Origin of the sequence: Streptomyces sp. NPDC050263, assembly GCF_040655955.1 — a bacterium.
Taxonomy (GTDB): Bacteria; Actinomycetota; Actinomycetes; order Streptomycetales; family Streptomycetaceae; genus Streptomyces.
In genome coordinates, this window is sequence record NZ_JBFAKW010000078.1 from 1 (window position 1) to 14710 (window position 14710).

Annotated in this window: 9 protein-coding genes and 1 pseudogene; 3 read left to right on the plus strand and 7 right to left on the minus strand. The window is 69.7% G+C overall.

The window, feature by feature from the left end:
- Positions 1-180: 180 nt before the first annotated feature.
- Both AB0J04_RS29230 and AB0J04_RS29235 read right to left on the minus strand, forming a co-directional pair.
- A complete protein-coding gene (locus tag AB0J04_RS29230) occupies positions 181-3555 on the minus strand; it encodes a S8 family serine peptidase (protein WP_363171587.1) in 3375 nt (1124 codons plus the stop codon).
- A 410-nt stretch (positions 3556-3965) separates the two neighbouring features.
- Positions 3966-4301 (minus strand): annotated as a pseudogene (locus AB0J04_RS29235) (TetR/AcrR family transcriptional regulator); the annotation flags it as partial.
- Here AB0J04_RS29235 and AB0J04_RS29240 point away from each other — a divergent pair.
- Positions 4213-4482, plus strand: a complete 270-nt coding sequence (locus AB0J04_RS29240) for a hypothetical protein (RefSeq protein WP_363171588.1) — start codon at positions 4213-4215, stop codon at positions 4480-4482. The pseudogene AB0J04_RS29235 and the gene AB0J04_RS29240 overlap by 89 nt on opposite strands.
- Positions 4483-4507: 25 nt before the next feature.
- On the opposite strand, the gene AB0J04_RS29245 is transcribed toward AB0J04_RS29240, so the two are convergent.
- From AB0J04_RS29245 to AB0J04_RS29265, 5 genes are all read right to left on the minus strand, one after another.
- On the minus strand, positions 4508-6940 hold the full coding sequence (locus AB0J04_RS29245) for a TIM-barrel domain-containing protein (protein WP_363171558.1): 2433 nt from the start codon (positions 6938-6940) through the stop codon (positions 4508-4510).
- 11 nt (positions 6941-6951) lie between these two features.
- Positions 6952-7911, minus strand: a complete 960-nt coding sequence (locus AB0J04_RS29250; protein WP_363171559.1) for a carbohydrate ABC transporter permease — start codon at positions 7909-7911, stop codon at positions 6952-6954.
- A gap of 9 nt (positions 7912-7920) precedes the next feature.
- Positions 7921-8838, minus strand: coding sequence for a sugar ABC transporter permease (locus tag AB0J04_RS29255; RefSeq protein ID WP_363171560.1), 918 nt, complete (start codon positions 8836-8838; stop codon positions 7921-7923).
- 9 nt (positions 8839-8847) lie between these two features.
- Positions 8848-10065: an extracellular solute-binding protein gene (locus AB0J04_RS29260; protein ID WP_363171561.1), complete on the minus strand. Its 1218-nt coding sequence runs from the start codon at positions 10063-10065 to the stop codon at positions 8848-8850.
- A gap of 235 nt (positions 10066-10300) precedes the next feature.
- Positions 10301-11416, minus strand: coding sequence for an enolase C-terminal domain-like protein (locus tag AB0J04_RS29265; RefSeq protein ID WP_363171562.1), 1116 nt, complete (start codon positions 11414-11416; stop codon positions 10301-10303).
- A gap of 121 nt (positions 11417-11537) precedes the next feature.
- On the opposite strand from AB0J04_RS29265, the gene AB0J04_RS29270 reads away from it, so the two are divergent.
- Entirely contained in the window at positions 11538-12305 is a 768-nt protein-coding gene (locus tag AB0J04_RS29270; RefSeq protein ID WP_363171563.1) for a FadR/GntR family transcriptional regulator, read from the plus strand.
- Positions 12306-12442: 137 nt separating this feature from the next.
- Positions 12443-14413, plus strand: a complete 1971-nt coding sequence (locus AB0J04_RS29275; protein ID WP_363171564.1) for a right-handed parallel beta-helix repeat-containing protein — start codon at positions 12443-12445, stop codon at positions 14411-14413.
- Positions 14414-14710 lie beyond the last annotated feature (297 nt).

A 14710-nucleotide genomic window follows, 5' to 3' on the forward strand; every position in this document is an offset into this window, starting at 1 on the left:
CCTCGTACTGGACGTACTTGGGCTTTCGGCCGGTGCGGCGAGAGTGCGTGCCGGGCGTCGCGACGGGGCGAACGTTGCCTGCCGCGGCACTAGATCTCCGGTGGCCCGGTCCGACACGGCGCCCGGCCCCGCCTCTCCACGGAGAGTCAGGGCCGGGCCGGGTGTGACTGTGGCGGGTGGTCAGTCGTCGAGCGGGGCGACCTTGAAGGCGCGGATGATCGTCTGCTCGGCCGTGTTCCCTCGCCCGTCCACCGCCTTGGCGCGCAGCGACACGGAGTCGGCCTCCGTGGGAGGCCGCAGCAGCAGCTTCCGGCCGCTCAGGGGTGCTCGCTGCCAGGTCTTGCCCGCGTCGTACGAGACGTCCACGGTCAGGGACCGTACACCTGCGCGGGCCCCCTCGACGGAGACCGGCACGAGGACCGGCTTGCCGGCCGGTGCGCTCGTGTCCGCCGTGAGGCTGGGCGTGTAGCGGATGTTCAGCAGCGGAATCCGCTGGGTGCCGGTCGCGACCGTGGCGGAGCGGAACGTCCAGGTCGAGGTGATCCGGGAGGAGACGCCGGTGATGGTGGCCTGTTGGGTGAGGTCGGTGGACAGGGTGTAGCGGAGTTCACCGGCCGGGACGGTGACATTGCTGGAGGGCGGGGCGGCGATGTCGACGAGGGTGGAGCCGTCGCCCACGAGCGTGGTGCGGGCGCTGCCGCCGAAGCGCAGGCCCGTGCTGCCCGGGTGGCCGAGGCCGTCGGTGTGGAGGGGGAGGCGCATCCGGAGTGTGTCCCCGGTGCGGAAGAGCCCCCAGCCCTCGCTGCCGAAACTGTCGCGGCCTTCGGCCAGGCCGAGTCCGGGGCCGAACACGCCCACTCCGTAGCTGGTCCGGTACGTCCGGCCGGGCCGGTACCGTCGTTCGGGGCTGTAGTAGCTGGCTTCGTTCTGCAGCGTCTGGCCGTTCTGCGTCACGATGAAGCCCCAGGACACCGCGGCCTCCGTGTTGACGTAGTCGGTCTGCACACGAGGCAGGGCAGCGGTGCTGCGCAGGGCGACGCCCGCGGAGGTCATGCCGTCCGCCGCGTACGGTACCGCCGAGACGTCGGCCCGCTTGCTCGCGACGGAGGCGCCGAGGGTGCTGTCGATCCGGGCCAGGTCACCGCGGGTCAGGCGCCGGGTGAGACCGGCGCCGCGCTTGTCCGGCAGCGAGTACGCGAGGCGGTATTGAGGGAGGGACGCGCCGTCGTACGCCTCGGGGCGGGTCCAGACGCCGCCGATCATCGTCTGGAGCGATCCGGTGGTGGCACGGCCGCCGATCTGTGCGAACGAGAGCCGGTCGAACGAGCCGAGCCAGGAACTCGTCAGGCGGCCCTGCCCGTTGTCCATGGTCCTTCGGACGGCCAGGACGCCGGTGGCCGTCGTGGCCTGGCGATCGGGCAGGGTGACGTCGACCGGCTTGGCGACCCGTGCGTCGAGCGTCAGGGACGTGTCCTCGTCCATGACGATCTGGGGCTGGTAGAGGACTGCTCGCGCGTACGTGCCGTCCGCCCGGCGGGTGGTGACGCTGCTGGTGAGGTGGTAGACGCCGGGGGGAACGCGCACCGCCGACGTGCCGTCGGACCGCATGTAGGCGGAGTACATCTCGCCGGTGGTGACGTCGTAGAGCGAGGCGCCGGTCCCGGGCGCCGGGGTGTTCCCGTCCGCCCCGACATGGCGCAGTGCCAGATCGTAGGCCTCGCTCTCTCGGACGACGCCGAGCGGCGTGCGGGCGACGACAGCGGAGGCCGTGGTCGCGGTGACCGTGCCGGACAACTGGCCGAGGGCCGAGCCCACCCGGGTGTCGGAGGTGACGGTGACGGTCGCGGCGCCGCCGGCCGGGACGGTGACCCGCTCCGGGGAGACGGTGAACGTGCCGTCGTTGACCGGCCGGCCGGAGCGGTCGGTCGTCGATGCGGTCAGGTCGAGAACGAGGTCCTGGTCGCCGGTGTTGCGGTACGTCAGGGTGTTGCCGACCGGCGCGTCATCGGCGTGCGGAAAGGTGGCGAAACCGAAGCTCAGCGAAGTCGGCTCGCTGGTCACCCGCTCGTTGAGCGCGGCGGCGACGTCGATCCGGCCCGCGCCCTGCTGGAACGCGCCCTGATCGGTGCTCGGCCGGGCGGAGGCCATCAGAGCACCCTTGAACTGCTCTCCGGACCAGTCGGGGTGCGCGTCGGCCAGGAGCGCCGCCGAGCCGGCGACATGCGGCGTGGCCATGGAAGTCCCGGACGCCGAGGTGTAGTTGTCGTCGACGGGCCCGTCACCCGGCTGTACGCAACTGTTCTGGCACATTGCCGTGCCGGCCGCGCGGGCGGCCACGATGTGCACACCAGGGGCGGTGATGTCGGGCTTGACGGCGTTGTCGCCCAGCCGCGGACCCGTGCTGGAGAACGAAGCCAGGGCGTCGGAGTCGTCGACGGCGCCCACCGTCAGCGCGGCGTCCGCGCTGCCCGGGCTGCCGACCGTACTGTCACCGTTTTTGCCCTCGTTGCCGGCGGCGACGACGAACAGGGTGCCGTGCTGGGCGGACAGGTCGTTGACGGCGTCTTCGAGGGGGTCGGTTCCCGCGCTGTCCGTGCCGCCCAGGCTCATGTTGACGATCTTCGCGCCCTGGTCGACCGCCCACTGCATCCCCGCCAGGATCCCCGAATAGCTCCCGTCGCCCTGGTCGCCCAGCACCTTGCCGTTCAGCAGGTCGACATCGGGGGCCACTCCCTTGAAGCTGCCGCCGGACGCGGCACCGCTGCCCGCGATGGTCGACGCCACGTGGGTGCCGTGTCCGAAGTGGTCGCCCGTGTCCGTGGCACTGGAGAAATTCCTCTCGGCGACGACACGGCCGGCGAGGTCCGGGTGTGCGGTGTCGATGCCGGTGTCCAGCACGGCCACCTTGACACCGTGGCCGGTGTAACCGGCCGCCCACGCGCTCGGCGCCCCGATCTGCGGCACGCTGCGGTCCAGTGTGGCCTTCACGGTGCCGTCGAACCAGATCTTGCGGACGCCGGCCGCCGCAGACCGCTGGCCGTCCGCCGTGCGGGCGGCGGTCGGGCGGGTCAGAGCCTTCCACAGCTCACCGGCCTTCTTCTTTCCGACCTCGACGGCGACGCCTCGGACGGCCGGTAGCTTCCTCGTGACGACCGTGCCCTCGGGAACGGGCCGCGAGCCCAGCCGGGTGGCGGACAGCGACGTGGAAGTGCTTCCGCCGACGATCAACGGGAGTGTGCCGCGGTGCGCGTCGTCGTACCCCGCGTCCAGCAGGGCCTTCAGGTCGAACAGGCTGCGATCCACGGTGTCTCGCGCGATCATCTGCTCCGCGTCCGCCGGGATCGCGTACAGATGATCGCCGGAGCTCTCGACCCGTAAGCCGACGTCCTCGCGGCCCTCTGCGGGCTCGACCGACACCAGGTCGTCGTTCTGGTCCACAAGGAACCGGTCCCCGGTGATCAGCGTCACCGCCCGCAGTCCGAGCGTGCCGGGAGACTTCTGGACGGCTCCCACCGGGGAAACGGCCGCCGAGGACGACGCGGCCATGGAGGACATCGATGTCACGAGCGCCAATGCCGTACAGGCGACTTGCAGTCTCCGGATGGGTCTCACGTGTCTGCCTCCGCAGTGATGGAAGGGGGGTGTGGGCACACGCACCACAAGGTGGCAGACAGGTGAACGCGCAACAACGACGTGAGATGACCTGTCTGCGCCATGGCGCGAACGAGCCACGTGAGGTGCCGAGTCGGTCGTACACGATGCTGGGCGGCGACATGTCGCGGAGCTTCGCCGTCCGGGCCGCGGAGCGCCGAACCAGGAGGCAGGCGTCTGACCCGCCGTCAGGGCCGGAGTCTCCGACCAGCCGGTTCAGGGGGAGTCGACGCCGGTCGGACGGGAGCGGCCTCCTGACGGTTCGGCGAGGAGGCGCGCGGCCGCCTCCCCGCCGGCCTCGACAGGGCGACCGGTCAGCCCGGCTTGCTCACCGCCGAGTCGAGGAGCGGGCCGAGTTCATGGGCCACGGTCGTCAGCGGGCGTACGTGCTGCTCCGCCCGGGCGATGAGGATGGCCCCCTCCAGGGCGCTGATCATGAGCGTGGCGAGCGAGCGTGCCCGTTCCTCGGGCACGTCCATGTCGATCAGGGCTTGTGTCACCGGGCCGGCCCAGGCGGCGAACGCGTCGGCCGCGACTTCGCGCGTGGAGACGATGGCCTCCGTGCAGTCCACCGTCGCGGCGGCCACGGGGCAGCCGCCCGCGAAGCCGGCGCGCTCGTACTCGTCGGTCCACTGGCGCACCATCTCGGAGGCACTCGCCGCCGAGCTGGTCGAGACGATGCTCCGCAGCGGCGCCGTCGTCCTGCGCGACGGGCGGCTGCACGCGTCCGCCGCGTACGGTCCGGTCGTCGCGGAGTCCCTGGGAGTGCCCTTCCCCCGCGGCTGGCCGGCGACAGGGCCGGCAGGAGCCGGAGCCCCGACTCCGAAGTGACGCCCTGCGGTGGTGAGGACGTCTCTCACCTGAGCAGGTGGCTCACCGGCCGGCCTGTGTAGCGAACAGTGGGACCGGCCGTGGCGAGCTCGCTCGACCCGAGGCCGCCGTGCGTGCTCACCACGACGGGGCGGAAGTCCCGGTGCACGGGGATTCCGGTGCCCGCACCGGTGTTCGCCTCGATGCGGAAGCGCGCCTCGCCGTCGGTCCAGCGCAGTGACGTGTACGTGAACTCACCTTGTTCGTAGCCGAACCCGTCACCGGCATCGTCGTAGAGGTCGAACCGGCCGTCGGCGCCCGGGTAGACACGGATCTCCATCGGAGCCTCGACTGCCGCGTCCGCGTGGGGAATCACGGGTCCGAGCGGAAGGATCGAGCCGGCCCGGACGAAGATGGGCAGGTGCTCGAGCGGGGCCGCGGCATCGATGGTCCGGCCTCCGGTGTGCCGCTCGCCCGTCCAGAAGTCGTACCAGTCGCACCCGGCGGGAAGGTAGACCTGCCGGGTCCGGGTGGCCGCGGTGACGGGCGTGGAGCCCGGGCCGAAGTACATGGGCTCGGTCACGGGACAGATCATCAGCGCGGGCCCGATCATCAACTGGTCGTCGATGTCGTACACGGCCCGGTCGCCGCGGAAGTCGAAGGCCAGCGCGCGCATGCCGGTGTAGCCGCGGTGGGCCTCCCAGCCCTGGAGCGTGTAGAGGTACGGCAGCAGTCGGTAGCGCAGGCGGATGAAGGCGAGGATCGTCTCGTAGGCGGTGTCGCCGGTGTCTCCGAACCGCCAGGGTTCGCGCGGGGTGTCGGTGCCGTGCGAGCGGAACATCGGCAGGAACGCGGCGAACTGCAGCCAGCGGACGTAGAGCTCGCGGTATCCGAGGTCGTCGCAGCCGTCGGGGAAGTCCCCGCGCCAGAACCACTGTTCCCCGCGGTCGACGAAGAACCCGCCGATGTCGCAGGACCAGCGGGGGTTGCCGGTCATGCAGAAGTTGAGCCCGTCGGCGATCTGGGCGCGCAACGTGGCCCAGGTCGCGGTCACGTCTCCCGACCAGGTGACCGCTCCGTAGCGCTGCTGGCCCGGACAGCCCGACCGGGTCAGCACGACCGGTCGTCTGTGCGGGTCGGCTCCGCGCTGGCCCTCGTACAGGCCGCGGGTGTGCATCAGGGAATAGGCGTTGACGTGTTCGGCGTCCAGATACTTCTTGCCCTCGTCCGTGTTGACACGGGCCCGGGTGGCGGCGTCGGGTTTCACCGTGCCGTTCCAGTCCGCTTCGAACGGCTCGGTGCAGTCGGCCCACCAGGCATCGACCCCGAACCGGAAGTACCCCTCGTCGGCCTGCTTCCAGTAGAGCTTCCTGGCATCCGCGCTGAAGGCGTCGTAGGTGGCGTCGTTGCCGAGCAGGTGTCCTCGCTCCCGCATTTCGACCTGGTCGGGTCCGTCGTTGTGCATGTTGGGCCACACGGAGACCATCAGGCGGGTGTTCAGGGCGTGGAGGTCGGCGCAGAGTCGGCCCGGGTCCGGGTAGCGGACCGGGTCGAAGCTCTTCTGCCCCCACAGCTGTCCGGTCCAGCTCTTCCAGTCCTGCACCACACAGTCGAGGGGGATGTTCCGTCGGCGGTGTTCGCGGGCGATCCCGACAAGCTCTTCCTGGGAGGCGTAGTGCTCCTTGGACTGGAAGTAGCCGAGCGCCCACCGGGGCAGGGGCGGCACCTGGCCGGTCAGTGTCCGGATGCGTCCTACGATCGCGTCGATCTCCGGGCCGAGGATGAAGTAGTAGTCGAGTTCGTCGTCGGCCTCGGTCCAGAAACGGGTTCCGTCCGGGCCGTCGGAGAACGAGGCGAAGGCACAGCTGTCCCAGAATATTCCGTAGCCGGCGGTGGAGACGATGACCGGGGCGGCCACCTTCATGTTCTGCTGGTACAGGTACTGCTGGTGCCCGCGGTAGTTGAGGATGCCTTCCTCGTGCTGGCCCAGGCCGTAGATCGCCTCTCCTTCGGAGAGTTCCAGACGCAGTGTGGTCGAGTACGCCGTGCGGTCCACGACGCGCGGCACGGAGTCGGTCACCGCTTTCGGTCCGTCGGCTCCCTGGACGTTCGTGACGTGCGCGTCGGCGGCGCGGAGGGGGCGGTGGACGTCGATCTCCTCCAGGGTTCTCGTCTCCGCGCCGTCGTGCGGTTCGCGCACCAGCAGCCGCCCGGAGCTGTCCGTCCAGGTGAACGCACCGCTGAGGGCGTCGATCCTGAGCCGCAGCGCGGGCGTCGAGACGAGGAGTCCGCCGTCGACTTCGCTCACGTCCGGGGCGGTTGCGGGTGCCGGGAGGATCATGAGGCTCTCGGCGCTCTCGAAACCGTCCCGCCGCGTCTGCACCACTCGCATGATCTCGGGACCCAGGACCTGGATCTTCATCCGCCCGGTGGCCGTGAGGACGACGACCGCGTCGGCTTCGACACGGTGGCTGGTCACGAACATCGTGCTCACTCCTTGGTGGCGCCGGCCAGCATGCCGGACACCAGGGCTCGCTGGGAGACGAGGAACACCAAAAGCACGGGCAGGATGGTGACGAGGGCGGCCAGGGCGAGTTCCGGGCGCATGATCTGGTTTCCGAGGCCGGCGGAGGTGTTGAAGGCCGATGACGAGGTGAGCAGGTTGTTCAGCCCCACCTGGGCCGGGTACTGCGAACTGTCCGGCAGCATGACGAACGGCAGGAAGAAGTTGTTCCAGTTGCCGACGAAGTTGAAGAAGCCGACGAGTGCGACGACCGGTTTGGCCAGCGGCAGGGCGACGAGCCGGAAGACCTGCCATTCCGAGCAGCCGTCGATCCGCGCGGCGGCCAGCAGGTCGGCCGGGATGTTGGAGGAGAAGTAGATGTAGGTGAGATAGACGCCGAACGGGAAGAACGAGAAGGGCAGGATGACCGACCAGATCGTGCCGTCCAGATGGACGGCGTTGATCTCCAGATACAGCGGCAGGACCAGAGCGGCCGAGGGCATCAGCATGACCAGCAGCGTGATGGTCAGCAGCAGCCGGCGGCCGATGAACCGGGTGAGTGCCAGGCCGTATCCGGCGGGGATGCCGGTGACGAGGGTGATGACCAGCGCGCCGAAGGTGTAGAGGGCGGAGTTTCCCAACCAGTCGAGGATGGCCCCGTCCTGGAAGCCGTACAGGTTGTGCCAGGTGTCGGCGAGACCGCTCAGGGATCCGAGGGCGAACGGGGCGCCGCGCAGGATCTGGCCGTCGCTCTTGGTCGGGGCGAGCAGCAGCCAGATCACCGGCAGCACGAAGAACAGCAGGAAGAAGCCCAGGACGATGATCCACGCGGCGCGGGCGGCCAGGCTGTTCGGGCGGATCCGCCGCGATGTCGTGGGAGGGCCGGAGTCCGTGCGGGACTCGGCAGCCGTGGACCGGGATCGGTCGGCGGAGGAGGTGAGCGTCATGGCGGCCTTTCAGTCCCGGTCGAACAGCCCGGCACGGAAGACGACGAGCGCCGCGCAGCCGAGCCCGAGGAGGAGCAGGTCGACGGAGAGCGCCGCGGCGCCGTTGAAGTCGCCCGCCTGGAAGGCGTACTGGTAGGAGAGCTGATTGGGGGACCAGCTGTCCGGGATCATGCCCCAGCTGGCGGTGGAGACCAGTTGCGGTTCGACGAAGAGCTGGGTGCCCGCCGCGAAGGCGAGGATCAGCATGTAGGCGATCCACTTGGTGAGCATCGGGATCTGGATGCGCAGCGCGATCTGCAGGGTGCTCGCGCCGTCGATCCGGGCCGCCTCCAGGATCTCGTCGGGGATGTTGTTGAGCGCCCCGTACATGATCACGATCCAGCCTCCGGCCCCGGTCCAGAAGGCGATGACGGTGAACAGCACCGGCAGATGGCCGGGGGAGATGACCTGGGCGAGGGTGTGCCAGCCGAGGGCGTCCAGCAGCCATCCGACCGGGCTCGAGGCCGGGTCGAGCAGGATGAGCCACAGCAGGACACTCGCCACCCCGGCGAGCGCGCCCGGCAGATAGAAGAGGAACCGCAGGGCGGAGGAGGTCCGGCGCATCCGGCCGTGCAGCATCAGGGCGAGCAGCACGACCAGCACCATCAGTACGACCAGCCAGACCACCAGGTACAGCCCGATGTGGGCGAAGGCCGGGCCGAAGCGGTAGTCGGCGAAGGTACGGGTGAAGTTGCCCAGTCCGACGAACTGGCCACGGGAGTTGGACAGGGCCAGCCAGAGGGCGTAGCCGGTGGGCAGAACGCCGAAGCCGAGCAGCAGGACGACGTAACCGGAGACGAAGAGGTATCCGGCGCGGCCGAGCGGATTGCGGGCGCTGCGGTCGCCGCGCTTGGGCCGGGCGGAGGGGAGGACGGAGGGGGCGGTCATGGTGTCACCTCACCGCTCGACCGTGTAGCCGAGGGACTTGGCCTTGTCGGTGATGGCGGTCTGCCAGTCGCCGAGCGTGTCGGTGAGCGACTTCCCGGAGTTGAGTGCGGGGACGACGGTGGAGGCGTAGATCGCCTCCTGGCTGTACTGGGTGGCGGACCAGCCAGGCCACACCCGCTCGGCGGCCTGCTGGAAGACGGGGCCGATGTCACCGGCGAAGTAGCCGGTCGTGGCCTGGTTGGCGAGCCAGGCGGTGGCGGCCGTCTTGTAGGCGGGGTAGGTGCCGGCGGTGGCCTGGTAGTCGTTGGAGGTGGTCATCCAGGTCACCAGGTCGGAGGCCGCCTTGAGGTTCTCGCTGTGGGAGGAGATGAACCACAGGCCGCCGCCCACATTGCCGGTGTAGTTCTTGGTGTCGCCGGCGAACTTCAGGGGAGCGGCCGCCGCGATCCGGCCCTTGGGAGTCTTGAAGGTCGAGTTGAACAGCACCTGGCCGTACCAGGACGGGCCGGGCAGCATGAGCACCTTGTCGGCCTTGTTCTTGACGAAGTCGGCGCCGAAGACGGTGTCCTTGGAGACCGACCCCTTGGCGATCAGGGTGTCGAGCAGTTCGGCCATCCGGGTGCACTTGGGGTCCTCGAGGTTCACCGTGACCTTCTTGCCGCCGGTGACCGTGCTCGCGGGACACTGGCTCGCCCAGAAGTACACCTCCGGGGCGTAGGAGTCACCGGCGGTGCCGACGAGGTAGCCCGGGTGCTCCTTGGCGACCTTCTCCCCGAGGGCCTGGTACTCCTCCCAGGTGGTCGGGACGGTGTACCCGAAGGAGTCCATCAGTTTCTTGTCGTACCAAAGGACGTTCTGGGCCAGGTCGTTGCGCACGCAGTACGTGTTGCCGTTGAAGACGCACGGGCCCAGGGCACCGTCGGCGAAGCCGCTGAGAGTGCTTTTCGGGATGATGTCCTGGTCGACGGGGGCGGCGTAGGGACTCTTGCCCTGGGAGGCCCAGGTGCCGTCGTTGACGTTCGCGGTGAAGGCGACGTCGGGCCAGCCGCTGCCGGTCCGGTCGAAGAGCTGCACCTTGGTCTGCAGGTCGTTGGCCCCGTTGGCGTCACCGCTGTACGTGACGATCTTCATCTTCACGTCCGGATGCGCCTTCTGGTACGCCTCCACGCCCGGTACGCGGGTGGCGTCCGCCCATACCGTGATCTCGCTGCCCGCCTTCTGGGGCACGGGGGAGAACTTCGCGGCAGGCCCGCCCGCGGCGGGCGTCGGATCCGCGCTGGCGCACCCGGTCAACGAGAGCAGACACATGACTCCGAGAGCCGCGACGGCGGCTGTGACACGTGGGCGAAAGGAGTGCGGACGGGAGGAGTACCGAACGCCGTTGTTCATGGCTGACCTCGTTTTGCGCTGGGATGCCGGACGATCTCGGGGATGGAGGGAGGCGGACGCGGACACTCGCCGGTCACGCCTTGGGCGGGGTGGCCGTCTCGTCGTCGACGTACGGCCGGAGTGCGGCCGGGTACTCGAGCCCTGCGGGCAACGCGACGCCGGGGCCGGTGGGAGCGTGGACGATGCCGTCGGCGTCGATGCCGCTCTCCCTGGTGATGGGGTTCCCCATCACCAGGGACTCGTAGTAGGTCGTGTTGGAGATGGCCATGCACAGGTGCCGATTGGGGATCTCGGGTCCGTGCACCTCGGCGCGCAGCCGGAAGGCGTCGGCGAGGTGGGCGGTGCGCATCGCGCCGGTGAAGCCGCCCCGCAGCTGGGTGGAGGCGCGGACCCCGAAGGTGGCGGCACCCGCCTGGATGAAGTCGGCGGAGTTCATATGGGCCCCGTCGGAGGTCTCGGCGACGAGCAGGGGCACTTTCACCGCGTTCGCCAGGCGCTGGTACGCGGTGACGCTGAACTCGCGCATCGGTTCCTCGTACCAGAGGTAACCGGCATCGGAGAGCGCGTTGCCGACATGGACGGCGTCGGGCAGATCGAAGCCCGCGGAGCCGTCGAACATCAGCGGGACGTCGTCGCCGACATGCTCGCGCAGTGCCACGGACAGCTTGGCGTCGCGTCGCGCGTCGCCCCAGGCGTGCAGTTTGATGGCCGGGTAGCCGAGCTCCAGCGCCTGGTCGGCGATGTCCAGGTACTCCGCGACGGAGGAGTAGGTGACGGTGGAGGCGTACGCGGCGATGGAGGTGCGGTAACCGCCCAGCACCTCCCAGGTGGGCCGGCCCGCGAGGCGCCCCGCCAGATCCCACAGTGCCGTGTCGACGAGACCGAGGAGATACAGCGGCAGCTCCTCGATGCGATCCAGCTCCCACAGTCGGTGCCAGAGCCATTCGCGCCGCAGCGGATCCTGACCCACCAACTCCTCGCGCAGCACCCGGTCCAGCAGGTCCGCCAGCATGACGGCGGAGCCCCGCCGTGGGCTCATCGCCACACCTTCGACCCCTTGGTCGGTGCGAATGTGCAGCACGGCGGCCTCGCCCTCGGGCGGGCTGCCCCTGAGGCCGTGCCGCCAGACGAACGGCGGGTCGGCGGCGGGCACCCGGATCGGATGGCTCGCGACATCGGTGATGCGCAACGGTGTCCTACCTCACAGAGAAGCCGGAAATGCCTCGGTAACATAAGTCGTCATACGAATACCGTCAAGCTATGGGCGGCTAGAATGCGGCGCACACATCGCAGCGGAAGGGGCGGTCGCCATGACGGAGACGGGCACGGACAACGGTGGTGGTCCGCCCCCGCTGCAGCCCTGGCTCAGGCGGCCCGCCCGGCTGGCGTACGCCGTGGTGGAGGCGCTCGCCGACCGGATCGTGGCGGGCCATATGCCGCCCGGCGCGGCGCTGCCCATCGAGCCCGAGCTGTGCGAGACCTTCGGGGTCAGCCGCACCACCGTCCGCGAGGCGGTCAAGGCCCTGGAGGCCAAGGGGCTGGTCCGTGCCAGGCAGGGTTCCGGAACCACGGTCACGCCGCAGGAGGACTGGAACCTGCTGGACCCCGTCGTCCTGGCGGCCACCTTCCGGCACGACGACGAACTCGTGGTCCTCGACCAGCTCGTCGGCGTGCGGTCGGCCCTGGAGTCCCAGATGGCCGCCCAGGCGGCGGTCCTGGCGACGGAGGAGGACCTCCGCGCCCTCGAAGGGCTGCTCGTGCGGTTGGACGCGGAGACCGCGGCCCCGTATCACTTCATCGAGACCGATCTCGTCTTCCACGGCCGGATCATGGAGGCGTCCCGCAACCGGCTCGCGAGCTCCATCGTCCGCGGCGTCCACACCCAGGCCCGGGCCACCTCCCTGTACAGCGGCGCACCCGACGTCCGTGCCTGTGAACTGGCCAACGCGGAGCACCGGCAGCTGACGGAGCGCCTCCTCGCCCGGGATCCCAAGGGGGCCGCGCAGGCCATGACGTCGCACATCGAGGACGCCTGGCAGCGCCGCCGCTCGCCGGCCGGCCGCCGGTCGGCGGGGTGACTCGGGGGCGAGTTAAGTTACCGCGCGGTATCTATTGCCCCTATTCGTATGACGACTAATGTAACCGCCGTTTAGTTTCGGCCACTGGAAGGTGCCACGTGCGGTTCATACGTCCATGCCTCTCCCCTCGGGTCCGGGTGAGCAGAACCTCCCTGATCGCGGCCGTCGCACTCGCCACGGTGACCGCGGCCGTGCCGGCCCAGGCAGCGCCCGCCCTCGCGACACAGGCGACGGTCCTCCACGCCTCGCCGGGCGGCCACGGCGCCGCCTGCTCATCGGCCCACCCCTGTTCGATCGGGCAGGCCAAGGCGAAAGTGCGGGCCCTCAGCTCCCACATGCGCTCCGATGTGGTCGTCCAACTCGCGGGCGGTACCTACCGGCTCTCCGCGCCGCTGACCTTCACCCGGGCCGACTCCGGCACCAACGGACACACCGTCACCTGGAAAGCCGCCCCAGGTGCCCACCCCGTCCTGTCGGGGGCGCGGAAGGCCACCGGCTGGACACAGCAGGACCGCGCGAAGAACATCTGGAAGGCCAAGGTCGGCAAGGGCTTCGACATCCGGCAGCTGTACGTCGACGGCGTCCAGGCCACCCGCGCCCGCACCGAACTCAACCGCGCCGACCTGACCTCCGACGCAGGCGGCTACACCTTCACCAGCAGTGCTCTGGAGTACCTCAACCGCCTGGCCGATCCAGGCCGTACCGAGATCGACGCCCTCGGCTCCTTCACCAACCGCTACTCGCCGGTGGCGGGCATCAGCCACGGCGTCATCACCATGGAACAGCCGGCCTGGAACAACAACACCTTCGGGTACGACACCATCGGAAACCCCTTCCGCAAGGGGCCGCTGTACCTCGAGAACGCGTATGAACTCCTCGACACGGCGGGGGAGTGGTACCTGAACACCCGCACCGGGACCCTGTACTACAAGCCCCTCCCCGGCCAGAAGATGTCCACCGCCGACGTGGAGATGCCGAGGCTGGAGTCGCTCCTGTCCGTCGGCGGCACGTACCAGGCCCCGGCGACCCACATCACGTTCTCCGGCCTGCAGTTCTCGCACACCAGTTGGCTGCAGCCGTCCACCGGCCAGGGATACGCCGACCAGCAGACCGGCGCATTCGTCTACGGCGACTGGGAGCGCCCGGCGGACGCGCTGAACTCCTGCCAGTACGGCTGCCGGCTCTTCGAGGCGACCCGTCCGAACTGGCATCAGATGCCGGCCGCCGTCCAGGTGTCGGCCGCCTCCCACATCAGCTTCACCGGCAACCGGTTCTCCCAACTCGGCCAGGTGGCCCTCGGCATCGGCAACGACGCCAACGCGCACGCCACGGGAGTCGGGCTCGGCGCCGACACCATCGGCGTGACCGGCAACGTCTTCACCCAGGACGCGGGCGGCGGCGTCGTGGTCGGCGGCATCCAGGCCGACGCCCACCACCCCCGCGACCCCCGGATGACCAACCGGAACATCACCGTCAGCGACAACGTCATGCACGACCTCGCGCTGGACTACCGCGACATGACAGCCGTGCTGGTCACCTACGCCACCGACGCCACCGTCTCCCACAACGAGATCTACGACATGCCCTACACCGGCATCGCGATCGGCTACGGCTGGGGCACCAACGACTCCGGCGGGAGCCAGGACTACGTCAACCGCGGGCTCTACGACTTCCAGCCCCGCTACACCACCCCCACCACCTTGAAGAACCTCAGGATCACCGGCAATTACCTGCACGACGTGATGCAGACGATGGACGACGGGGCTTGTATCTACACCCTGTCCGCCGCGCCGGGCACCCGCATCGACCGCAACTACTGCGCCGACAACAACGGCCACTACGGCATCTACCACGACGAGGGATCACGCGACTACACCGACGTCAACAACGTCTTCCGCGACACCGGTGACTGGGACCACGAGAACTCCAACGCCACCAACAACACCGGCGCGCTCACGGTGACGGACAACTGGACGACCAACGGCTCCATCAGCCTGAGCAACGGCCAGCGCGGCAACGTGGTGACCGGCACCGTCGTCGTCAGCGACGGCAACTGGCCCAGCGGTGCGAAGCGGGTCATGGAGGAGGCGGGCGTCCACCGCGGGTGACCCACCCGCCGCGAGGCGAGGCGGTACGGGCAGGACCCGTCTTGCCCGGACGTCCCCGCTCCGAGTTCGTTCCCACGGGCGGCGCTCGAAGGGTCGTTTCGTCGAGCCGGGGGTGTACCGCCGGGTGGGCGGAGCGCGGGCAGGGGCCCGGGTGATCCCGGGCCCCTGCCCGGTGTCCGGTTTCGACCCGTGTCGGTGCCCGGAGCACCACGAGCGGCGCGCTCGGCCCCCGGGGCGTGGCCGAACCTGCAGTTGAGCCGGGGCTCACCGCCGCTGCAACTCCAGGCGGTGGCCTGT